Source organism: Marinobacter lipolyticus SM19 (genome assembly GCF_000397065.2).
Taxonomy (GTDB): domain Bacteria; phylum Pseudomonadota; class Gammaproteobacteria; order Pseudomonadales; family Oleiphilaceae; genus Marinobacter; species Marinobacter lipolyticus.
This window is the reverse complement of the sequence record NZ_KE007306.1, coordinates 1170720-1192568: the sequence shown is the minus strand read 5'-3', so window position 1 is coordinate 1192568 and position 21849 is coordinate 1170720. Positions and strand designations below refer to the sequence as shown.

Below are 21849 nucleotides of genomic sequence, written 5' to 3'. Positions count from 1 at the left end.
GCCAGATCGCGATTACTTGATCTTGGCTTCCTTGTACGCAACGTGCTTGCGGACAACCGGATCATACTTCTTGATCTCGATCTTTTCCGGAGTGTTACGCTTGTTCTTGTTGGTCGTATAGAAATGACCAGTACCTGCTGATGAAACCAGCTTGATTTTCTCGCGCATGATGCGGCTCCTTAAACTTTCTCGCCGCGGGCGCGAAGATCGGCCAGCACAGCGTCAATGCCTTTTTTGTCGATGATGCGCATGCCCTTGGTGGAAATGCGCAGCTTCACGAAACGCTTCTCTGATTCAACCCAGAAGCGGTGATTCTGCAGATTCGGCAGAAAGCGACGACGGGTGTGATTCATCGCGTGGGATACATTGTTACCGGTGACCGGACGCTTACCGGTAACCTGACAAACTCTGGACATACTTGCCTCCGACCTGAGCAATGGTCTTAATATACGAATTCGTTTAATCGCGCCTCTGGTTGCTACTTGCGCCTCAAAATGCACGCTGCTCGCCAGACGCCGCCAGAAAGGGACGCTTTTATACCAGAACTGGCCCCCCAACGCAAAAAATTGTTGGGAATTTGGCCAGTTTTTTGGATCTGGCCCAGGCTGGCTTACATCAGTCCCCGTTCAGCCAGGGATATTACATCACCGTGGCCGATAACCATATGGTCAAGAACCCTGATATCCACCAGGCCAAGAGCCTCCTTGAGGCGTCCGGTCAGGGCAATATCTGCCTGACTGGGCTCGGCAACACCCGATGGATGATTGTGGGCAAAAATGACCGCAGCGGCATTATACTCCAAAGCTTGGCGGACTACCTCCCTCGGATATACTGCAGCGCCGTCAATGGTGCCGCGAAACAGTTCCCGGTACTGGATCACGCGGTGCCGGTTATCCAGAAACAGGCCAGCGAACACTTCGTGGGGGTAGGTGCCAAGACGGCTGCACAGGAACCGGCGGGTGTCTGCCGGGGAGCGAAGGGGGTCGCCCTGCCTGAGAGGTTCATCCATCACCCTTTGTGCCATTTCCATGGCCGCCTGTACCTGGGCGTATTTGGCCGTTCCCAATCCCCTGACGTCGCAGAATTGCCGCTGGGAGGCTGTCATCAGGCCCCGGAGACCGCCAAAGGCATCGATGAGGTGTCGCGCCAGATCCATGACCGGCATGCCGGCGGTACCGGTGCGAAGAAAGATCGCCAGTAATTCGGCATCGGAGAGGCTGTCGGGTCCATGGGCTAGTAGCCGTTCGCGCGGGCGTTCGTCCGCAGGCCAGGGGTGGGTAGTCATGATCGCGTCCTTGCTGTTTACAGGCGATGGTTTGAAAACCGTGGCGGCGCTTCCTGCGCAGGCCACTGAAATGCAGACGGAAGTCTAGCATGGGATGCAGGCTGCCGGGAGGCTTCTGCCGTGCTATCTTATAGACCTTTTATTTTTGCCGGATACGGAGCAATTATGGCCGCGAAACGAATTCTGCTGGGGATCACCGGTGGTATTGCAGCCTACAAGAGTGCGGAACTGGTGCGGTTGTTGAAGAAAGCCGGGCACCCGGTGCGCGTGGTGATGACCCGGGGCGCCGAGGCTTTCGTAACACCCTTGACCTTTCAGGCCCTCAGTGGCGAGCCGGTACGCACTTCACTTCTGGACCCGGAAGCGGAACAGGGCATGGGGCACATTGAACTGGCCAAATGGGCGGATCAGGTGGTCATTGCCCCCGCGACTGCCGACTTTATTGCTCGCCTGGCTCAGGGTATGGCGGACGATCTGTTAACCACGCTTTGCTGTGCTACCGAAGCCCCCATCGTGGTAGCGCCTGCGATGAACCAGGCCATGTGGAATAACAGCCGGACCCGGCGCAACATCGGATTGCTGGAATCGGATCCGCAAGTCACGCTCTGGGGGCCGGATCAGGGCTCCCAGGCCTGTGGGGATACCGGGCCCGGCCGTATGCTGGAACCCCAGGAATTGTTTGAGCGCATTACCGCAGTCTGCAGCGGGCCTCTGTCGGGCAAGCGGGTCGTTATTACCGCCGGTCCGACCCGTGAGCCGATCGATCCGGTTCGCTACATCAGTAACCACAGTTCCGGGAAAATGGGGTATGCCATCGCAGCCGCCGCCAGGGATGCCGGCGCTCAGGTGGTGCTGGTCAGCGGTCCGGTGTCGATCCCGGAACCCACCGGTGTGGACGTGCGTGCGGTGGTTACCGCCGATGACATGCTGAGTGCCGCGGGGCAAGCGGTGGATGAGGGCTGCGATGTTTTCATCGCCACCGCTGCTGTAGCCGATTACCGGCCGGATAACTGTGCCGGTGACAAAATCAAGAAAACCAGCGAGGACATGTCACTGGCGCTGGTGCGCAATCCCGATACCCTGGCCACCATCGCGGCCCGTCCCGATGCGCCGTTCACGGTGGGCTTCGCTGCCGAAACCCGCGACGTGGAACACTATGCCCGGGATAAGATGCAGCGCAAGAAGCTGAACATGATTGTGGCCAACGATGTATCGACGCCCGGGATCGGATTCAACAGCGATGATAATGCCGTCACGGTGTTCTGGCGTTCGGGGCAGCAGGTCCTCGGGCCGGAAAGCAAAGCAGCCATCGCTCGCCAGTTGGTGGCACTGATTGCCGAACAGATTCAATGACAGACCTTCGCACAGGAAATTCCATGACACGACAAACTTTCCAGGTCCGCATTCTGGACCCACGCATCGGGGACAGCATTGCGTTTCCGGAATACGCCACGGCCGGATCGGCAGGGCTGGACCTGAGGGCCTGCCTGGACGAACCGTTAACCTTGAAGCCCGGAGATACCCAGCTGATCAGGACCGGGCTTTCCATCCATATTGCCGATCCATCACTGGCGGCCATGATTCTGCCCCGCAGCGGTCTGGGGCATAAGCACGGCATCGTACTGGGTAACCTGGTGGGACTGATTGATTCCGATTACCAGGGCGAGCTTATGGTGTCCTGCTGGAACCGGGGGCAAAGCGACTTCACTGTGGATGTCGGGGAGCGTCTGGCACAACTGGTGCTGGTGCCAGTTGTACAGGCCGATTTCGAAGTGGTGGAGTCGTTTGATGCCAGCGTCCGCGGCGCCGGTGGTTTTGGGTCAACGGGGACCCTCTGACGGGGTAACGGAGCCGGTAACAGTCTGTAAACGCGGAGACATTGCCCGACGTCTATACTTGGGTAACTCAATGCCGCGGGCGAATAATATAAGTACAGGATGGACTATGAAGCTGGGTAGGAAGAAATCGGACGAAGCTGCCACGGAGACAGCGGGTCAGCCGGCTGGCAAGCAGAAGCTGAAAAGCCGGGAAGCCAAAGGGCCTCGCTTGAAGCGGCTGGGAGCCGTGGCTGGTGTCCAGGCTGCCGCAGTGCTTTTGGCAGGACTGCTGGCAGCAGCCCTGCTCTATCTGCTGGTGCTGGGTCCAGCGGAATTGCGCCGCGCTGACAGTCTGGCGGCACAGGAGGTTGTTGCAGCTGCCAGTCGGATGAACCAACACCTTGCTGTCTTGCAATCTGCAGTAGAAGGCCTTGCTGTCCAGCGCCATGTACGTGAGGCCCTCGACAGCGGTGAGGGGATAGATGCCGTGGCTGAGGAACTCGGCCGCACCCTTCCGGACGTCCGGGCCGTTCACCTGTTTCCCTACGGAGATATCCCGCGCAGGACTGGTGGCTCTGACACCCTCGGTTTTGCCGGCCTGGACCTGGCACGCCGGGCTGAATCCGGCAAGCCGCTTCACCCCGACGCCTTCCCGCGGGACGGCCAGTGGTACTTCCAGATGGCAGCCGCCATCCGCAAGCCCGAAAACCGCGCCATGGCGGGCAGCATGCTGGTGGTCTTTGATGCGTCCGAATTGCAGCCGTTGCTGGCGGTGAATAATCGTGAGCTGGGCGGAAAAATGGCGCTGGTACAAAGTGTCAATGGCTCTTCCCGTGTGGTGGTCAGCAGGGGTACTGGTAGTGGCGATACGGTGGAGCAGGCACTGGCTGCGCCGGGGTGGTCTCTCAGCTACCAGCCCGCTTCGTTGCCCGCGCCAGTGTTGAATGCCGTCCTGGCCATGATCCTGATCCTGGTTCCGGCCCTGGTCGCCGCCATTGTGGTCTGGGTAGTGCTGGGGAATGCCCAGCGCAGTCTCCGTCAGGATATATCGGTACTGACCCAGTGGGCCCATAAGGTGTTTAGTGGTGAGCGGCTCAAGTTGCCAGTATTGAAGTGGGATCTGGTGGCTTCAATGGGGGAGGTGCTGCATCGCTTGTCCCGGATGGTGGATAAGCGTGTGGTCAAGAAGGGGGAGTCCACGCGTTCCGGTACTCCGGAGGGAGAAGACAGCGCCACTGATGAGCCGTTGTTCCAGGACAAGGACATGCTGGATATCGACATGCTGGACGGTGACGATGATGTCCTGGGCCTCGGAAGTGGCGCTGATGACGATGATTCGAATGCCCCTGCAGTGGAGGAAGTGACTCTGCCCCAGGTCGACATATCAGCAGGCATCTTCCGTGCCTATGACATTCGGGGTATTGTCGGCGAAACCCTGTCGGAGGAGATCGTTCAGGTTATTGGCCGGGCCATCGGCAGTGAAGCAGCAGAGCGTGGCATAGACAGCCTTTGTATTGGTTATGACGGGCGGCATTCGAGTCCGGATCTGGCCGACGCCCTGGCACGGGGCATTATGTCTGCCGGATGTAACGTGATTCACGTGGGCGCCGTACCCACACCGGTGTTGTATTTTGCCACCCATCACCTGCAAACCGGGTCTGGTGTCATGGTGACTGGAAGCCATAACCCCGCCAACTATAACGGCCTGAAAATTATGCTGGGGGGAGACACACTCTCCGGGGACGCCATCCAGAAGCTTTACCAGCGCACCCAGACCGGAGACTTGGTCAGCGGTCAGGGCGCACAATCGTCGGAAGATGTACGTCGTGCCTATCTGGACAGGATCGTCGGGGACATTGCCGTCGCCGCGCCATTGAAAGTGGTGCTTGACGCTGGCAACGGTATTGCCGGTGAACTCGCACCCATATTGGTGGAAGAGCTTGGCTGTGAGGTGATTCCTCTCTACTGTGAGGTGGATGGCGATTTCCCCAATCATCATCCGGATCCGGGTAAGCCTGACAACCTGGTGGACCTGATTGCACGGGTGAAGTCTGAACAAGCGGATATTGGGCTTGCATTTGATGGTGATGGGGATCGCCTCGGGGTGGTCACCAACAGTGGCAAGATTATCTGGCCTGACCGTCTGTTGATGCTGTTTGCCAGGGATGTCGTGTCCCGCAATCCTGGCGCCGATGTGTTGTATGACGTGAAGTGCAGTCGGCGTCTGGCAGGGGTGATTTCCGAGGCGGGCGGTCGCCCGATCATGTGGAAAACCGGTCATTCCCTGATGAAGGCCAAGATGAAGGAAACCGGAGCTCTGCTGGCCGGAGAGATGAGCGGGCACATCTTCTTTGGTGAGCGCTGGTATGGATTTGATGATGGTCTTTACTCGGCGGCGCGTCTGCTGGAGATCCTCGGGGTTGAGGATCGTCACAGTGACGAGGTGTTCGAGGACTTCCCGGAAGATATCAGTACCCCGGAACTGAATGTCGAAGTCACTGAAGACAGTAAGTTCCAGTTGGTGGAGCGTCTGGGCAGCGAGGGTAAATTCGGTGATGGTAGCATCAGCACCATTGATGGAATCCGGGTGGATTACGCCGATGGCTGGGGCCTGTGTCGTGCTTCCAACACCACACCGGTGTTGGTGCTCCGGTTTGAGGCAGAAACCGAAGAGGCTCTGGAGCGGATCAAGAGCGTTTTCCGCGACCAGCTGAAGATAGTCGCTCCTGACCTTCGTGCAGACTTTTAATTGACAAGAGTATCAAGGCAACAATATGGCACTGGATCGTGAAACAGCAATGCAGGTGGCATCCGTTCTGAGTAGAGGGTTGCCCTATATTCAGCGGTTTACTGGTAAAACCGTCGTCATCAAGTATGGCGGCAACGCCATGGAGAACGAGGACCTGAAGAGCAGCTTTGCCCGGGACGTGGTCCTGATGAAGCTGGTGGGTATTAATCCGATTGTGGTGCACGGTGGTGGGCCCCAGATCGGCGGCCTGCTGGAACGGTTGAATATCCAGTCACGCTTCGTCAACGGCATGCGGGTGACGGACAGCGAAACGATGGATGTCGTTGAGATGGTTCTGGGCGGCCAGGTCAACAAGGAGATCGTCTCACTGATCAATGCTCATGGCGGCACTGCGGTGGGGCTGACCGGTAAGGACGCCAACCTGATCCGGGCGCGTAAGCTGGAGGTGGTCAATAGCTCCGCCGAGCTTGAGCGTCCGGAAATCATCGACATTGGTCATGTGGGTGAAGTTGACAGTGTGAATGTTGAAGTGATTGAGATGCTGACCCGTAGCAACGTCATTCCAGTAATTGCACCGATAGGTGTAGGACCCGATGGCGCCTCCTACAATATCAACGCCGATCTGGTGGCAGGTAAGGTGGCTGAGGCCATGAAGGCGGAGAAACTGATCCTGTTGACCAATGTCTCTGGTCTCAAGAGTAAGGAAGGCAAGGTCCTGACCGGACTGACGGCCCAGCAGGTCAACGATCTGATCGAAGATGGCACCATCCATGGTGGCATGCTGCCGAAAATCCGTTGCGCTCTCAACGCGGTGGAAAATGGCGTGCGCACGTCACACATTATTGATGGGCGGGTTGCCCATGCGACCCTGCTTGAGATATTCACGGATGAGGGTGTGGGAACTTTGATCTCCCGCAATTGAAACAGCCCTCAGAGCTGGCATGTGGTGGTGCAGTCTGGCGGGCCAATCCCGGTCGGACACAAGGATAAATGAATGAAACGCCTGCTGACCTTTATTGTTGTTGTGGTTCTGCTGGGCTGGCTGTTGTTCAAGGCGGCGGTCTGGTGGCTGGCTGACCAGCGTCTGGCTGAAGCCAGGGATGCGATGGAGAGCATCGGGGTCATTGAGCGGGGCAGGATCAGCTCCGGAATAGAAGGACGTCTGTTGTTGATCGGTGCCAGTTATCAGGACTTCCGCCTGGCACAGTCGGTGGACATCGGCCGGCTGGTGTTTGATGCAGGCTCGCCGCTGGCACTCCTGATGGTTCTGGCGGACCCTGGCCGTGTGCCGGCCGCCTGGTCCCTGCGGGCCGAAAATGTCGAATTGAGCCTGGAAGCGACGATGTTCCGTAACTGGGTCACCACTTCCGGAGAGGCGACCCCGGCGTTGTTTGCCCCCGTGTGTGGTCCCGACCATCGCCAGCAGTTGGGGAGCGGAGACCTTGTCCGCATGGGCGTGAATGGCATCGCCGGTGAAGCCCTGATCCGTCAAACTCCTGAACGGTTGTATCTGGAACTGACGACTGCGAGCACCGGTAGCCTGGAGATCAACTGGCCCGGGGCGCGGGTGGACGTCATGAATCGCGAACGAATGGTGCAGGGCGGTGACGGTCCGATGACCGTGACCCTACGCGACGGTGGTCTGATGCGCCGGGTTGCAGCCTACTGTGCCCGTGAGTCCTCGGTGGCGACCACCGAATGGACCAGTATCGTCATGGATGCCTTCCGCCAGGCATTGAATGCCCGCGGCTACGAAGCCAGTGCCCAGTTGCTGGCACTATACCGGCAGTGGTTGACCGAGGGTGGTGAACTGACGTTAGTGCTGGATCCCGAACAGCCAATCGTTGGCGTACCCGTGCAGCGTGTCGAGCAGGAACGCCCCCTCGGGCTGCGGGTCAGTTACAATGGTCAGGCGGTGCCGGATGTCTATTTGAAGGAGGTTGAACCACCGGAGCCGGTGGTTTCCGAGAAGGCATTGCAGCCTGTAGTACCGGAAGACACGAATAACCGGATGGCTGGTTGGTACCCTGCGGAGGTGGCGAAAGCCGGCCGTTGGATTGGGCACACAGTGAGAGTTACGCTGTCCAATGACAATGTGGTTGAGGGCCGGCTGGTTAGTGTAGGCGAGCAGACCCTGGAGGTTGCCCGAACGGTCGGTGGTGGCGAAATCGCCTATCCAATGATGATTCGTGCAATCGATATGTTTGAGGTCTGGCAGCGTGGCCAGACCCGGTGACCCCTGAACGGGCCAGGAATTCTGATATGTCTGAGTCCACGAACAAAGCCGACGTGGTTCCCGGTATCCGCGAGATGCTGACCCGACTGATTGCCCTGCCATCCATCAGCAGTGCAACACCGGACTGGGATCACAGCAACGAGGCGGTAGTAAGAACGTTGGCGGAATGGCTGGAGCCGCTGGGGTTCTCGGTGGAGCTGATGGAAGTGCCTGGCATGCCAGGCAAGTTCAACATGATTGCCACCCTGGGCAGTGGGCCGGGTGGGTTGGTGTTGTCCGGGCACACCGATACCGTGCCTTTTGACGATAAGCGCTGGCAGAGCGACCCTTTCACCCTGACCGAGCGTGATGATCGATGGTACGGATTGGGTACCTGCGATATGAAAGGGTTTTTTCCGCTCGCCATTGAGGCGGCTCGCGAGTTTGCCGACAAGAATCTGAAGCAGCCGCTGATCATCCTGGCTACGGCGGATGAGGAAAGCTCGATGAACGGTGCCAGGGCCCTGGCGGAAGCGGGGCGCCCTCAAGCCCGTTACGCGGTAATCGGGGAGCCGACCAATCTCAGGCCGGTACGAATGCACAAGGGCATCATGATGGAGCGGCTGGCGTTCGAGGGCCAGTCCGGTCATTCCTCAGATCCCTCCCTTGGCCGCAACGCCCTGGAAGGAATGCACGAAGCGCTGGGAGAGCTATTGTCCCTGCGCTCTTTCTGGCAGGAGAAATACCGGAACCCGAATTTCAGGGTTGAGGTACCGACCATGAACCTGGGATGCATTCATGGTGGCGATAATCCCAACCGGATCTGTGCCAACTGTGAGTTGCATTTTGATTTGCGGCCCCTGCCGGGGATGGATATGGCATCCCTGCGCCAGACAATCCTCGACAAACTGCAGCCGGTTGCTGAGCGTCGCGAGCTGTCCATGGTGTTTGAGCCGTTGTTTGATGGCGTGCCGCCGTTCGAAACGCCCGCGGATGCGCAGCTGGTCAGGGCCTGTGAGAAATTGACCGGTCATACCGCCCATGCCGTGGCGTTTGCTACCGAGGCACCCTGGCTGCAGAAGCTGGGGCTGGAAACACTGGTCATGGGGCCAGGATCGATTGATCAGGCGCACCAACCGGACGAGTTTCTGGAACTGTCGCAGCTTGATCCGACCGTACGTATCCTCAACGGATTGATCAAACAGTTTTGCCTGTAAGATGCAGGTCATCAGGAGAAACGATTGAAATCTAACGACTGGCTGCATGGGTTCCGCCATTCTTCCCCTTATATCAACACCCATCGTGGGCGCACAGTGGTGTTGACCATCGGCGGGGATGCGATCGCCCATGAAAACTTCATCAACATTATCCATGACATCGCGCTACTGAGCAGTCTTGGTGTGCGTCTGGTGGTCGTGTTCGGAGCCAGGCCTCAGATTCAGCAGAGGCTGGATGAAGCCGGGGTTGAGTCGTCATTTCATCGCGATCTGCGAGTAACCCGGGAACAACAATTGCCGCTGGTGTTGCAGGCGATCGGCGGGCTGCGAGCATACCTGGAAAGTCAGCTGTCCATGGGGCTGGTAAATTCGCCCATGCACAATGCCCGCATTCGCGTCAGTGGTGGCAATTTTGTGGCTGCGCGCCCGGTTGGCGTTCTCGACGGTGTCGATTTCGGGTATACCGGTCGCGTTCGTCGGGTGGATGTAGCCGGCATCGAGAAGCTGTTAGAGCTCGGTCATATCGTCCTGTTGCCGCCTCAGGGGTATTCCCCCACCGGAGACGCCTTCAACCTGTCCTACGAGGACGTCGGCAGTCAGGTGGCGGCGGCCCTGCAGGCTGAAAAGCTGATCATGTTCATCGACGATCAGGGGCTACTGGAGTCTGATGGCTCACTGATTCGCGAATTGTCCGCACGACAGGCCAATGAACGGCTGGCCGCAGGCGCTGTCACCGGCCACGATGCGGCATTACTGAAGGCCGCCTGCGACGCCTGCGTCAAAGGCGTGCGGCGGTCCCACATCATCAGCTACGTGAATGACGGTGCGCTGCTGGAGGAACTGTTCACCCGTGATGGTTCCGGTACGCTGGTCAGTGGTGACCATTACGAGCAGATCCGCCAGGCCCGGGTGGAGGATATTGGTGGGGTGCTGGAACTGATTCAGCCACTGGAAGAGCAGGGCATTCTGGTGCGCCGCTCGCGGGAGATGCTGGAAACAGAAATTGACCGGTTCGTGGTCGCAGAGCGGGACGGCACCATTGTCGGGTGCGCCGCGCTGTATCATTATCCTGATGAAGGCGCGGGTGAGTTGTCGTGCTTTGCGGTGGATCCGAACTATCGTCGTTCCGGGCGGGGGGACGATATACTCGCAATGGTTGAAAAGCTGGCACGCGGGCAGGGCGTTCAGCGGTTGTTTGTGCTGACGACCCAGACGGAACACTGGTTCCGGGAGCGGGGCTTCCAGCCCTCTACAGTGCAGGCGTTGCCGGGGCCAAAACTGGCGTCGTATAACACCCAGCGTAATTCAAAGGTATTCGTCAAAGCGCTGTGATAGCTGCTCGAGTATCTGTACACGTTGTTCTTCGTCCTGTTCAGACAGCGCCATGACCCGGTCAAAAAAGTCGTCAAAGCGGTAATCCTGTTCTTTCAGCAATTGTCGAAAGCCCGGGACGTACTGGTTGTATTGACGGAACAGGGCAATGTTGGCGTTGTTGAGTGACTCAAGCTGTTTCCCCAATGGCCCGGGCTCCTCCCAGTGCATGGCCCGCCGGTTGTATTCGCTGACCAGTTCCGCGAACAGCTGTTCTTTTTGCTGCCTCATGGCGTCCCTGGTTAGCTCTCCCTTGCGTTGGTAAAGGGCTTCGAGCTCCCGGGACGTTTTCTCCACCATGGCCAGGGTCTGATTACGCTGTGCCTGACGTTGCACTGCGGCTTCGAATTGTTTGCCCTCGCCCCGCTTCTCCAGCCACAGCCGAAGACCTTCCAGTTCCACGGCGGTAGCAAAGCTCTCGTTGAACGCGGTGTCTTCGTCGATGTAGAGCACTCGATGGGCCAGTTCATGGAATATCAGTGCGACCATGCGATCATCGGACAGGCTCGTGAATCCGCTGTGGAGTGGGTCGTCAAACCAGCCCAGGGTTGAATAGGCGGTCACGCCGCCGATGAAAGTGTCATAGCCGAGTTCTTGGAATTGACGCTGCTCTGTTCGTGCCCCGTCAAGGTTGAAATAACCCCGGTAAGCCTGGCACCCGAGTACCGGATAGCACCATTGATGGGGGGTGAGGGAGAATTCCGGTACCGCCACGAGGTTGACCACGACCCAGGGTCTACCCAGTTCGGAGTAGTCGGTATAGGCATCCCCTGTGGGCAGAGCGAGCCGATTCTCGGCGAAGCGTCGAGCCTGGTTCGCCAGGGTCAGCTTGCGTTTCAGTTCAGTATCGGTGTCGGGATCGGCCACCAGGTGGTCGATCGGCTGAGCGGCCAGCATTAACGAGACGTGACCACTAATCGCCTGGCTGTAGTAGCCAATGGTCGAACACCCTGGGAGCACGGTTACCAGTAGCAAAAGAAGATAGATCTGATTAAGCTGTATCATGGTTCACAATGTTATGGTGAGGCTGTCTCGCAACGGGGTTGTCCACTATATTACAGACATGTTCCCCGTATAGTAGCAGGTGGCTCTGGCCACCTTTTCAGGGACGCTGGTCAGGGTGGATGAGTCAATCACTCTGTCATTGCCGAATATCAGGTAGTTCATGGATCCCAGAGAACGTCGCACAAGCCCCCGACAGCCGATCAAACTTGCGGCCCAGCTGGACCTTGGGGCAGGGGAGGCGTGGCCCTGTCAGATTGCGGATTTTTGTGCTGAAGGGTTGTTTATTCGTTACTCTGGAGAAACGTCGCGCAAGCTGGAGCGCGCGATAGCCCGGGGTGCCCCCGACGAAATCACCGTTCGTTTCCGCTCCGCCGACGGGAACCGCCGTCACGAGTTGCATGTCAGTATCGTTCGACGCATTGAAGGCGCGATGGGGGTGCATTTTATCCGTGCCAATCCTGATGCTGTCAGTGCGATGCTGAAGCAGTGTGGTGGCAGCCGCCATCAGGAGCGCGCCGCCCTTCGCGCACCCAGTGATCGGGTGCAGTTTATCCTCCACCAGTCCGCCCGTGCGGTTGTCCAGTTTATTGAACCGCTGATGGATAGCTGTCTCGCGCAGATGATCGTGGCGCTGAAGCAGGCGGCTCAGAAAGCCTGCAGCGATCAGATGGCCAATGAGTACATGGATGCTTCCGGCCAGCTCCAGGCCCGGCAGCGGGTGATTTGGCACCAGATGGCACAAAGTCTGGAGTCACCCCTCAAACCCGCCCCCAAAGGATTTCCCGGCTCTGAACTATCGGTGGTGGATAAGGGGGAGTTCGAAGACTGGCTGACGATCCGGGTGATGGTCACCAAGGCCGACACCCAATACAGGGGGGAGCTGCTGCAGCTCAAGTTGCGACTGGACAAGTTAGGCATTGCCAATTCCACTGGTCACCACAATCCGCTGGGACCGTCGCTGGTCTGCGAATCATTTCATGCCGGACTGAGTCACCTGAAAGCCAGTCGTGAAGTGGAGAAAGTCTGTTTGAAGGTTTTCGAACAGTCGGTGCTGCAGCAGCTGAATCCGCTCTATCAAGAGTTGAATAACATCCTGATCCGTCATGGGGTCATGCCGGATCTGGACTTGAGTAAATATCTGTCCGAACGGTCCACGGAGAGTGATGATCGAGTCCGGGAAGTGGCCACCAGTCAAGCGAAGGCCAAGAATGAGTCCCGTCAGCATACGGCTTCAGTCACTTCGGCGGCGCTTGACTCCGGGCAACGGTCCGGGGGCGCCACTTCCGGTAAAACCGCGCCCGCCGAGTTTCGCAGTTACGCCAATGCTGCGCAGACAGCTTTCGCCACGGTTCGTAACCTGATCGGAACGCTGGCGGCGAGTCGACAGGCCCGGGGAGACACCGAACCCCTGGCCTTCGCTCCCAATGCCCGACCACTGTCGGTCGGAGAATTACACCGGGAGCTGCAGCATTTGCAGGTAGAGTCGCCAGCGTCATCAGACGAGCCGGGTTCACTCAGGGAACGCGTCGTCGAACACATCAGGGACAGCGGCGATGTTGCCCTCAACGACGAGCAGCAGGAGACCCTGGATGTGGTCGATCGCTTTTTCCGCAGTGTGGTGGAAAGCCCAAAGCTCAGCGATTATGCCCAAAGCCGTGTGCGTCAACTGGAAGTGCCGGTGTTGAAGGTGGTGATGCGGGATCCGGCGTTTTTCGACGACCAGGAGAGCCCTGTTCGCGGCGTTATGAACCGGTTGGCCCAGCTCGGTGTCAAGGGTGGACGTATAAACCCCGTAGTGCAGCGTCGGGTTGACGAACTGATCCATCGCATTGTTACTGATTTTGAACAGGATACCGGTGTCTTTGAAGCCACGGTCCAGGAACTGGATACCCTGATTGACCGTCAGAATCTGGTTTATCGTCGCAATGTAGAGCGGGTCACTGCAGCTGCGGAAGGTGCGCAGAAAGTGTCTGACTCCAAGGCGGCCGTTACGGAGGTGCTCAACCGGAAGCTGGCCGGGCGTAAAGTGCCCAAGGCGCTGTTGAGTTTGTTGGAGGGCGGATGGCGTGACCTGCTTTCACTGACCTGGATTCGTCAGGGACCGGACAGTCAGTTGTGGCAGGACTATCTGTCCGTGATCGACTTGCTGCTGGCGTTCGCGGATGATCCCCGTGCGGGTATCAATCTGCCCGAATTGTTGCGGGTGATTCAGGACGGTTTGTCTTCTATCTCAAGTAACCATATGCCCTCATCCCAGATTCGGGAAGAGTTGAAACAGTTCCTGGTGCGCAGAACCGATAAACCGCCGGAAATGGTTGAAATGCCTCCCGTCCAGACCGAAGACGACAAGCGTAAGGTGCTGTCCGAGCGGGAACGGCGCAGTCTTCAGCGCTGGGTCCAGCGTGCCCAGCAATTGCGTACCGGCGACTGGCTGAGGGATCAGGAGGATCCCGAAGATCCCCAGTACATCCGCCTGGTGTGGATTGCCCGGGGTTTCAGTCGTTTCGTATTTGTGAATCACCAGGGTATGAGAGTGGTGGAGCTGGACCTGGATGCCCTGGCACGACAGATGCGCAAGGGGGTTGTCGTCCCCGACGCTCAGTATGAGCGACCATTGGTGGATGAAAGCCTGGATCGAATGGTCCGCAAGGTCTATGACCAGTTATCCTGGGCCTCCACCCATGACGAATTGACCGGGCTATTGGGGCGTCGGGAGTTTGAGCGGATGCTGGACCAGCAACTGGCCCGCCATGAAGACGAACGGGCCCTGGTCCGATTGGATCTGCGACAGTTCCGGTTGCTGAATGATACGGCCGGTTATCAGGCCGGTGATGATGCGCTCCGCAAAGTAGCGGACCTGCTCCGTGACCGGGTGGGTGATGGCATGCCACTGGCGCGCTTGTCCGGGAATGAATTTGCCTGGCTGCTGCCGGCAGAAAGCGCATTGGCAACCGCTCAGGCCATTGTGGCTGATATTGAAGCCACGGAATTTGCCTTTGACGATCGCTGCTACAAATTATCGGCCAGTGTCGGACTGGTGCCGGAGTTGCCGGCACTGACGGCTGCTGAGCGTTGGCTGCGGGCGTCCGAACACGCCTTGAAGGCTTCTAAAGCGCAGGGGAATGGCAGGGTCATTGAGTATTCTCCGGATGCCACGGATCAATCCCGGCAGGAACAGATTGCCGCAAAAGTGGCCAGTCTGGGCAACCTGGATGAAGAACGCATGCTGTTGCGGTGTCAGAAGATCATTCCGTTGCATGCCAATACCCGCATGTTGTCGCAGTACGAAGTGCTGATCAGCATGTACGATGATCGTGGTGAGCTGATCACCGGCAGCGATTTTGTGCGTATGGCCGAACGTTATGATCGCATGCAGGTGGTCGACCGTTGGGTGGTCGGGCGCATGCTGGACTGGTTGCATGACAAGGCCCCGGACCCGGATCACCTTGGTGGGGTGTGTATTAATCTGTCCGGTTACTCTCTCAATGATCAGTCATTGCTGGAATTTATCTATGACAAGCTGAGTCAGAAGGAAGCGCCCATTGAGAGGCTCTGGTTTGAAATTACGGAAGCGACAGCCATCAATGACGTCAATCTCCTGGCGGAGTTCATGTCGGAGATGAAGGAGTTGGGCTGTCGTTTCTGCCTGGGCAATTTCGGTAGCGGTCCGGTGTCGTTCCAGTTAATGCGCAGTCTTCCTGTCGATCTGATCAAGCTGGACAGCGTGTTCACCAATCAGGTGGATATCAATGAAACCGACCGGGCGATGGTGCAGTCGATGGTGGATATGGCGCACTATATGAAACGGGAAGTGATCGCCTCTCAGGTTGAATCCCGTGAAGTTCTCGATATGCTGAGGCATCTGGGTGTGGATTATGCTCAGGGTTTTGTGATCGAAAAGCCTCGGCTGCTGGACAGCCTACACTAACGCCTGACCACGGTTTGCCATGTCGAAACGTCATCCTGTAATTGCGGTCACTGGTTCTTCCGGAGCTGGCACCACAACCACCGGCCAGATCTTCAGCCGGATTTTCGCCAGCGAGGGGCTGCGTGCTGCCATGGTCAGTGGTGACAGCTTCCACCGCTACACCCGGGAACAAATGGCCCGCCTGGCGGCCAAGGGGCAGTTCGGGGAGCGTAACCATTTCGCCCTGGCCGCCAACCACATCGACAAGCTTGAAGCCCTGTTATACGACTATGGCCATACCGGCAATGGCCAGTTTCGACAGTATGTCCATGATGAAGATCGTGCGCTGGTGGCAGCAGGATACAAACCAGGAACCTTTACCCCCTGGGGGCCGCTACCGGCGGATACCGACTTGCTGTTTTATGAAGGATTGCATGGTGGCGTCGTCGGTGATACCTACAACATTGCCCAATACGTTGACCTGCTGATTGGTGTGGTGCCGATCGTGAATCTGGAATGGATACAGAAGATTCACCGCGATACCAACAAGCGGGGCTATTCCCAGGAAGCGGTGGTGGAAACCATCATTAACCGTATGGACGATTACGTCCACGACATCGTGCCGCAGTTTGCCCAGACCCACATTAATTTCCAGCGGGTACCCCTGGTTGATACGTCCAATCCGTTTGTCGTGCGGGACGTGCCCACGGAGGATGAGAGCATGGTGGTGATCCGGTTCCGGGATGCTTCGGAAGTGGATTTCCCCTACCTGTTACAAATGATCGGCAATAGCAGTGTGTCCCGGCATGACACCCTGGTCATTCCGGGAACAAAGCTGGGGCTAGCCATGGATCTCATCCTGAGACCCATGGTGATGAGGTTGATGGCGCAAAAGCCCTTTGCGTGACGAGGGGAAGGGGGCTAACCAGAGCATTCCGCCCAGCAAGCCTTGGCGATCCGTTCAACCCGCTTCCGCATCCAGAGGCTACCGGGGTCCCGATCGTGCCGGGTGTGCCAGACCAGGTACAGGCTGAGAGGGTCAATCGCAATTGGCACTTCGGTAGACCACATGCCCCGGTTGAAGCCGGTGTCGTTGGTGGCTATCCGGGGCAGTGTGGCAATCATATCTGACTGGCGCAGTAGCCGGGGCACCGCAGGAAAGTGGTTGACGGCGACGGCCACCCGGCGTTTGAGGCCCCGACGTCCCAGGGCCTGGTCGACGAAGCCATTTACCTCCCCGGACAGCGACACCATCAGGTGACGAGCGCCGATGTAGTCGTCCACCGTCAGCGGTCGGCCCGCCAGAGGATGGTCTTGCCGCATGACGACGGTATGGCCACTGTCGAACAGCCAGTTACTGCGCAGGCTCCGATCGTGCTCCGTCAGCATGCCGAGGGCAAGGTCCACGTGCGCTTCACGGAGTTGGGTGAGGGCGCTCTCCTCGGTAAACGGCACCGCGTGCAGGTCCACACCGGGTGCTTGTTGCTCGAGTTCGGCTACCAGTGGTTGCCAGATCAGTTCCAGCATGGCGTCAGTGACCGCAACCCGGAACTGTCGTCGGGCATGAGCCGGATCGAAGCGGGTTACATTCACCGCGTTGCTCAGGTCGTACATGGGGCCGCGAATCTGGTCCCAGAGACTGCGGGCGTAGGAGGTCGGCCTGATGTTCCTGCCCTGCTTGACGAACAGTGGATCGTGCCAGGTCTCCCGCATGCGGGAGACCGCATTCGAGACCGCCGGCTGGGTCATTGCCAGTCGCTCGGCGGCACGGGTGATCGATCCCTCGGTCATAATGGCATCGAATACGTAGAGTAGCGTCAACTCCTGATTCTTCACCCGCCGAAATCTCCCTGAATGCGCAAGGTCAAGCCTCCACCCTATGCCAGGTATTTCTGGCCGGCAAGGGAAACTTCTGCAATGCATCATTTCAGGTGATGTGTTGTATGCGAAGAAATCATTGGTCGTCCGCCCTGGTGAATGGGCATCCTGTGCTTGTCCAATCAACCGAAATGAGGGCAAGAGTGTTATGACCAACACCATTCAACACCTGAACGACAGCAATTTTAACGACACTATTAAGGGCTCGGCCAAGCCGGTTCTGGTGGATTTCTGGGCCGAGTGGTGTGGACCCTGCCGCGCCATCGCCCCGCTGCTGGAGGAGCTGGCCGACGAGTTCACCGGTGAACTGAGCGTGGCCAAAGTGAATGTGGACGAAAATCCGGACCTGGCGGCAGCCACGGGTATCCGGGGCATTCCCGCCCTGGTGATCTATCGTGACGGCAAGGCTGCGGCACAGCACACAGGCACTGCGGGGCTCGGCCAACTGCGGAGTTTTATTTCCGGGGCGCTTTAAGGGTGTATTGAGCCGTGTCAATTCAGAGAATTGATCTAGTATGGTTATATTGGCCTTGACCGGTTCACGAGGTGGGCTGGCAAGGGATTGTACATTGGGCGAGAAGGAGGGGCTAAATTGAACCTGAAATGATTGTCTTTAACGTATTGGGTTTTTAGGGCAAATGGACACTAAAGGGATTTTAGAATGAGCGTATTGTCATTATTTTCTGCGAAAATCAATGGTGGTGACGGATTTGATTCACCGGCGCCTATAGTAGACCTTCCTGGATGGACTGTTTTCAAGCAGCAGCAAACGGAAATCTATGTAATCACCCACAATCTGGGGCTGTGTGATCCTGATCGGGACATGCACGTTGTCGTGACGCCGATGAGTCCGCACTGTATCGCGGTTGTTGAGAGTGTGGATGAGAATTCCTTCAGGGTTTCTACCTGGCGAACGAATGAAGCTCCAATGCAAAGCGATTTCATGTTCATTGCCAAGCTAACAATTTAAGCTGGCATCCCGGCTCCGGGGACGGAAAAACAATGGATTGGTGAGCCATGGACTACACTTCCCCTAGGGAGGTGTAGTCCATGGCCAATCGTACATTGTGGGCCCAGCGGCTTGTGGCGTTGTTTTTGCTGGGCTGCCTGTTGTTCAGCTACCCCCTGTTGGCATTGTTCGATAGCCGCGGAGAGGTGTTCGGCATTCCGCTGCTGTTTGCCTATCTGTTTGCCGCCTGGGCGCTGCTGATCGTATTGATGATCTGGGTAGTCGAAGGCTCCAGGCGATGAGGGAGCGTTGCCCATGCCGCTGGGTGGCTTGATACTGCTGACCTCCTGCGCCTATCTGGGCGTCCTCTTCGCTATTGCCTATTGGGGCGACAAGCGGGCCGATGCTGGTCGGTCGATCATTGCCAACCCCTATATTTACGCCCTTTCCATGGCGGTGTACGCCACTTCCTGGACTTTTTACGGCAGTGTCGGCCGGGCGGCGGTCAGCGGTGTCGGTTTCCTGCCCATTTACCTCGGGCCAACCCTGATGGCGGCTCTGTTCTGGCTGGTGCTGCGCAAGATGATCCGCATCAGCAAGGCCAATCGCATCACCTCGATCGCCGACTTCATCGCCGCGCGCTATGGCAAGAGTGCGTTGCTGGGCGGGCTGGTTACCCTGATCGCGGTGGTGGGGGTGATTCCTTACATCGCCCTGCAGTTGAAGGCGGTGTCCAGCAGCTTCCTGATTTTCTGGCAGTATCCTGCCATCCAGATGCCCAGCCAGAGTGAGGCCATGGGGCCGCTGCAGGACACCGCGCTTTATGTGGCCCTGCTGCTGGCATTGTTCACCATCGTGTTCGGTACCCGCCACCTGGACGCGACCGAACGCCATGAGGGCATGGTGGCCGCGATTGCCTTCGAGTCCCTGGTCAAACTGCTGGCCTTCCTGGCAGTAGGCATTTTCGTCACCTTCGTACTTTACGACGGTTTCGCCGATATCTTCGACCGGGCCGCGCAGTTGCCTGATATCGGTCAGTTGCTGACTCTCGGCGGCCCGGCAGGTACATACAGCTCCTGGGCGGCGCTGATTTTCCTGTCGATGCTGTCGATCCTGTTCCTGCCTCGTCAGTTCCAGATCAGCGTGGTGGAGAACGTCAATGAGAACCACCTGGCCAAGGCGATCTGGCTGTTTCCCCTGTACTTGCTGGCGATCAATATCTTTGTGCTGCCCATCACGTTCGCTGGGTTGATGCACTTCTCCGCCGGTACGGTGGACGCCGATACCTTCGTGCTGACCCTGCCCATGGTCCATCGGCAGGAGGCCCTGGCGTTGCTGGTTTTCGTCGGTGGGCTGTCTGCCGCCACCGGGATGGTCATTGTGGAAACCATCGCGCTGTCCACCATGATCTGCAACGATCTGGCGATGCCGCTGCTGCTGCGCTGGAAGGCCCTCGGGCTGGCCCAGCGCCGGGATTTGTCACGGCTGCTGCTGGGCATCCGCCGTGGCGCCATCCTGCTGCTGATGCTGCTTGGCTACATGTATTACCGGGCCGCTGGCGAGGCTTATGCCCTGGTCTCTATCGGCCTGGTGTCCTTCGCCGCCGTGGCCCAGTTCGCACCGGCGATGTTGGGCGGCATGTACTGGAAACAGGGTAGCCGGGCCGGAGCCCTGTGGGGCCTGTCCCTGGGTTTCCTGCTGTGGGCCTATACCCTGTTGCTGCCGGCGTTTGCCAAGTCCGGCTGGCTGCCATTGAGCTTTATCGAGCAGGGGCCGTTCGCGATTACCTGGCTAAAGCCTACGGCCCTGTTTGGTCTGGATGGCGTGGACGAACTTGGCCATTCGCTGTTCTGGAGTCTGTTAGTTAACCTGGGTGCCTATGTCGGGGTGTCGCTGTTTGGACGTCAGAGTAGCCGTGAGCATGCCCAGGCGCTGCTCTTCGTTGATGTCTTCAAGTCGGCAGGGCGGGGCGCCAGCCTTTGGCGCGGCAGCGCTTCGATGACCGAAGTTATCGCTCTGGTGGGGCGTTTCTTGGGGCCGGACCGTGCTGCTGCAGCTTTCGCAAACTACGCCAGCCGGCGAGGCCAGCGCTCCAGTGCAGACCTAGTGCACTTCGCCGAGCAGCAGTTGGCCGGTGCTATCGGGGCGGCCTCGGCACGGGTAATGCTGGCGTCGGTGGTGCAGGAAGAGCCACTGGGCATGGAGGAAGTACTGGGCATTCTTGATGAGACTTCTCAGGTTATCGCATACAGTCGCCGCCTGGAGCAGCAATCGCAGGAGCTGGAGACCGCCACTCGCGAGTTGCGGGCGGCCAACGAACGGCTGCGGGAGCTTGACCGACTGAAGGACGACTTTATCTCCACCGTAACCCATGAGCTGCGCACGCCGTTGACCTCCATCCGCGCCTTCTCCGAGATCCTGAACGATAATCCGGACCTGGAGCAGGCACAACGGGCGCAGTTCATTGCCATTATTGTCAAGGAGAGCGAGCGCCTGACCCGCATGATCAACCAGGTACTGGACCTGGCCAAACTCGAGGCAGGACGGGTGGAATGGCACGCCTCTGAAATCGACCTGGCGGAAGTAATCGACGATGCCCTGGCCACCACCAGCCAACTGATGCAGGAGCGGGGCGTGGACATACAGCTCGACCTGCCACCGCGTGTGCCTCCGGTCATCGCGGATCGTGACCGACTGTTGCAGGTGCTGCTTAACCTGATCACCAATGCCATCAAGTTCTGCGACCGCGAGTCGGGTCGTATCGGCATTGCCGTGCAGGTGCTGCCGGAAGCGTTGCAGGTGGATGTGCGCGATAATGGTCGTGGTATCGACGCGGCGGATCAGGACACCATCTTCGAGAAGTTCCGCCAGGCCGGGGACAATCTGACCGAAAAACCCCAGGGTACCGGCCTGGGGCTACCGATCAGCCGGCAGATTGTCGAGCATTTTGGTGGCCGGCTTTGGGTGCACAGTGAGTCTGGTCGCAGTGGGACTGGTAAGGGCGCGACCTTTTCCTTTACTTTGCCTCTGGGGCAGTCGGATGTGGCCGTGCCAGGCCCCGGCCACGAGACGGAGGACAAGACATGAGCAAGACCGTGTTGATTGCCGACGATGAGCCGAATATCGTCATCTCCCTGGAGTTTCTGCTCAAGCAGGCTGGCTACCGGGTGGTGGTGGCGCACGATGGCCAGGAAGCGCTGGAGGCGATCCGGCGCGAGAGCCCGGATCTGGTGTTGCTTGATGTGATGCTGCCGCGCCTGAGCGGATTTGATGTGTGCCAGAAGATCCGCGAGAACCCGGACTGGCGGGACATGCGGGTGCTGATGTTGACCGCCAAGGGCCGTGAGGTGGAGGTCAGCAAGGGCCTGGCGCTGGGCGCGGATGCCTATATCACCAAACCGTTCTCGACCCAGGAATTGCTGGCGGAGATCGCCACGCACCTGGGGGGGAAATAGC

At 58.4% G+C, this 21849-nt stretch carries 19 protein-coding genes; 14 read left to right on the top strand and 5 right to left on the bottom strand.

All coding sequences use genetic code 11. The features are described 5' to 3' along the window. Nucleotides 1–12: 12 nt before the first annotated feature. The 3 genes from rpmG to radC form a co-directional block, all read right to left on the bottom strand. Nucleotides 13–168 (bottom strand): 50S ribosomal protein L33, encoded by a 156-nt coding sequence (gene rpmG / locus MARLIPOL_RS05470; protein WP_007153739.1) that lies wholly within the window; start codon nucleotides 166–168, stop codon nucleotides 13–15. Nucleotides 169–179: 11 nt separating this feature from the next. Continuing rightward, a complete protein-coding gene (gene rpmB / locus MARLIPOL_RS05465; RefSeq protein ID WP_012137097.1) occupies nucleotides 180–416 on the bottom strand; it encodes a 50S ribosomal protein L28 in 237 nt (78 codons plus the stop codon). A 194-nt stretch (nucleotides 417–610) separates the two neighbouring features. Further along, the gene (radC, locus tag MARLIPOL_RS05460; RefSeq protein ID WP_012137096.1) at nucleotides 611–1285 is read right to left on the bottom strand and encodes a RadC family protein; all 675 of its coding nucleotides are present in this window, start codon (nucleotides 1283–1285) and stop codon (nucleotides 611–613) included. A 165-nt stretch (nucleotides 1286–1450) separates the two neighbouring features. Between radC and coaBC the strand changes: the two genes are divergently transcribed. The 7 genes from coaBC to argA all read left to right on the top strand — a co-directional run bounded on the left by coaBC (nucleotide 1451) and on the right by argA (nucleotide 10615). Beyond that, a complete protein-coding gene (gene coaBC / locus MARLIPOL_RS05455; RefSeq protein ID WP_012137095.1) occupies nucleotides 1451–2638 on the top strand; it encodes a bifunctional phosphopantothenoylcysteine decarboxylase/phosphopantothenate--cysteine ligase CoaBC in 1188 nt (395 codons plus the stop codon). Between the two features lie 23 nt (nucleotides 2639–2661). After that, complete coding sequence (gene dut / locus MARLIPOL_RS05450) at nucleotides 2662–3123, top strand: dUTP diphosphatase (protein ID WP_012137094.1); 462 nt, start codon at nucleotides 2662–2664, stop codon at nucleotides 3121–3123. A 106-nt stretch (nucleotides 3124–3229) separates the two neighbouring features. Next, a complete protein-coding gene (locus tag MARLIPOL_RS18900; RefSeq protein ID WP_012137093.1) occupies nucleotides 3230–5851 on the top strand; it encodes a phosphomannomutase/phosphoglucomutase in 2622 nt (873 codons plus the stop codon). Nucleotides 5852–5876: 25 nt separating this feature from the next. Continuing rightward, a complete protein-coding gene (gene argB, locus MARLIPOL_RS05440) occupies nucleotides 5877–6773 on the top strand; it encodes an acetylglutamate kinase (RefSeq protein ID WP_012137092.1) in 897 nt (298 codons plus the stop codon). Nucleotides 6774–6845: 72 nt separating this feature from the next. Then, the gene (locus MARLIPOL_RS05435) at nucleotides 6846–8087 is read left to right on the top strand and encodes an LSm family protein (protein WP_012137091.1); all 1242 of its coding nucleotides are present in this window, start codon (nucleotides 6846–6848) and stop codon (nucleotides 8085–8087) included. Between the two features lie 26 nt (nucleotides 8088–8113). Further along, nucleotides 8114–9283 carry an acetylornithine deacetylase gene (argE, locus tag MARLIPOL_RS05430; protein ID WP_012137090.1) on the top strand — a complete coding sequence of 390 codons (1170 nt, stop codon included), beginning with the start codon at nucleotides 8114–8116 and terminating at the stop codon, nucleotides 9281–9283. A 24-nt stretch (nucleotides 9284–9307) separates the two neighbouring features. Then, nucleotides 9308–10615 carry an amino-acid N-acetyltransferase gene (gene argA / locus MARLIPOL_RS05425; RefSeq protein ID WP_012137089.1) on the top strand — a complete coding sequence of 436 codons (1308 nt, stop codon included), beginning with the start codon at nucleotides 9308–9310 and terminating at the stop codon, nucleotides 10613–10615. On the opposite strand, the gene MARLIPOL_RS05420 is transcribed toward argA, so the two are convergent. After that, entirely contained in the window at nucleotides 10589–11659 is a 1071-nt protein-coding gene (locus tag MARLIPOL_RS05420; protein ID WP_036190390.1) for an aminopeptidase, read from the bottom strand. The genes argA and MARLIPOL_RS05420 overlap by 27 nt on opposite strands. A gap of 160 nt (nucleotides 11660–11819) precedes the next feature. Between MARLIPOL_RS05420 and MARLIPOL_RS05415 the strand changes: the two genes are divergently transcribed. Further along, a complete protein-coding gene (locus tag MARLIPOL_RS05415; protein ID WP_012137087.1) occupies nucleotides 11820–15587 on the top strand; it encodes a DUF1631 family protein in 3768 nt (1255 codons plus the stop codon). A gap of 19 nt (nucleotides 15588–15606) precedes the next feature. Then, the gene (locus MARLIPOL_RS05410) at nucleotides 15607–16473 is read left to right on the top strand and encodes a phosphoribulokinase (RefSeq protein WP_012137086.1); all 867 of its coding nucleotides are present in this window, start codon (nucleotides 15607–15609) and stop codon (nucleotides 16471–16473) included. A 14-nt stretch (nucleotides 16474–16487) separates the two neighbouring features. On the opposite strand, the gene MARLIPOL_RS05405 is transcribed toward MARLIPOL_RS05410, so the two are convergent. Further along, nucleotides 16488–17402: a LysR family transcriptional regulator gene (locus MARLIPOL_RS05405; protein WP_012137085.1), complete on the bottom strand. Its 915-nt coding sequence runs from the start codon at nucleotides 17400–17402 to the stop codon at nucleotides 16488–16490. A gap of 190 nt (nucleotides 17403–17592) precedes the next feature. On the opposite strand from MARLIPOL_RS05405, the gene trxA reads away from it, so the two are divergent. The 5 genes from trxA to MARLIPOL_RS05380 all read left to right on the top strand — a co-directional run bounded on the left by trxA (nucleotide 17593) and on the right by MARLIPOL_RS05380 (nucleotide 21848). Continuing rightward, nucleotides 17593–17919: a thioredoxin gene (gene trxA, locus MARLIPOL_RS05400; RefSeq protein ID WP_012137084.1), complete on the top strand. Its 327-nt coding sequence runs from the start codon at nucleotides 17593–17595 to the stop codon at nucleotides 17917–17919. A gap of 186 nt (nucleotides 17920–18105) precedes the next feature. Further along, the gene (locus MARLIPOL_RS05395; RefSeq protein WP_012137083.1) at nucleotides 18106–18414 is read left to right on the top strand and encodes a hypothetical protein; all 309 of its coding nucleotides are present in this window, start codon (nucleotides 18106–18108) and stop codon (nucleotides 18412–18414) included. A gap of 80 nt (nucleotides 18415–18494) precedes the next feature. Next, on the top strand, nucleotides 18495–18695 hold the full coding sequence (locus tag MARLIPOL_RS05390) for a hypothetical protein (RefSeq protein WP_012137082.1): 201 nt from the start codon (nucleotides 18495–18497) through the stop codon (nucleotides 18693–18695). Between the two features lie 13 nt (nucleotides 18696–18708). Then, nucleotides 18709–21480, top strand: coding sequence for a sensor histidine kinase (locus tag MARLIPOL_RS05385; protein ID WP_012137081.1), 2772 nt, complete (start codon nucleotides 18709–18711; stop codon nucleotides 21478–21480). Then, on the top strand, nucleotides 21477–21848 hold the full coding sequence (locus MARLIPOL_RS05380) for a response regulator transcription factor (protein WP_012137080.1): 372 nt from the start codon (nucleotides 21477–21479) through the stop codon (nucleotides 21846–21848). Before MARLIPOL_RS05385 ends, MARLIPOL_RS05380 begins: the two co-directional genes overlap by 4 nt. Nucleotide 21849 lies beyond the last annotated feature (1 nt).

Bases quoted from the DNA above. Each gene is read 5' to 3' on its own strand.
- rpmG (WP_007153739.1), bottom strand. From the start codon at position 168: ATGCGCGAGAAAATCAAGCTGGTTTCATCAGCAGGTACTGGTCATTTC.
- rpmB (WP_012137097.1), bottom strand. From the start codon at position 416: ATGTCCAGAGTTTGTCAGGTTACCGGTAAGCGTCCGGTCACCGGTAAC.
- radC (WP_012137096.1), bottom strand. From the start codon at position 1,285: ATGACTACCCACCCCTGGCCTGCGGACGAACGCCCGCGCGAACGGCTA.
- coaBC (WP_012137095.1), top strand. From the start codon at position 1,451: ATGGCCGCGAAACGAATTCTGCTGGGGATCACCGGTGGTATTGCAGCC.
- dut (WP_012137094.1), top strand. From the start codon at position 2,662: ATGACACGACAAACTTTCCAGGTCCGCATTCTGGACCCACGCATCGGG.
- MARLIPOL_RS18900 (WP_012137093.1), top strand. From the start codon at position 3,230: ATGAAGCTGGGTAGGAAGAAATCGGACGAAGCTGCCACGGAGACAGCG.
- argB (WP_012137092.1), top strand. From the start codon at position 5,877: ATGGCACTGGATCGTGAAACAGCAATGCAGGTGGCATCCGTTCTGAGT.
- MARLIPOL_RS05435 (WP_012137091.1), top strand. From the start codon at position 6,846: ATGAAACGCCTGCTGACCTTTATTGTTGTTGTGGTTCTGCTGGGCTGG.
- argE (WP_012137090.1), top strand. From the start codon at position 8,114: ATGTCTGAGTCCACGAACAAAGCCGACGTGGTTCCCGGTATCCGCGAG.
- MARLIPOL_RS05420 (WP_036190390.1), bottom strand. From the start codon at position 11,659: ATGATACAGCTTAATCAGATCTATCTTCTTTTGCTACTGGTAACCGTG.
- MARLIPOL_RS05415 (WP_012137087.1), top strand. From the start codon at position 11,820: ATGGATCCCAGAGAACGTCGCACAAGCCCCCGACAGCCGATCAAACTT.
- MARLIPOL_RS05410 (WP_012137086.1), top strand. From the start codon at position 15,607: ATGTCGAAACGTCATCCTGTAATTGCGGTCACTGGTTCTTCCGGAGCT.
- trxA (WP_012137084.1), top strand. From the start codon at position 17,593: ATGACCAACACCATTCAACACCTGAACGACAGCAATTTTAACGACACT.
- MARLIPOL_RS05395 (WP_012137083.1), top strand. From the start codon at position 18,106: ATGAGCGTATTGTCATTATTTTCTGCGAAAATCAATGGTGGTGACGGA.
- MARLIPOL_RS05390 (WP_012137082.1), top strand. From the start codon at position 18,495: ATGGCCAATCGTACATTGTGGGCCCAGCGGCTTGTGGCGTTGTTTTTG.
- MARLIPOL_RS05385 (WP_012137081.1), top strand. From the start codon at position 18,709: ATGCCGCTGGGTGGCTTGATACTGCTGACCTCCTGCGCCTATCTGGGC.
- MARLIPOL_RS05380 (WP_012137080.1), top strand. From the start codon at position 21,477: ATGAGCAAGACCGTGTTGATTGCCGACGATGAGCCGAATATCGTCATC.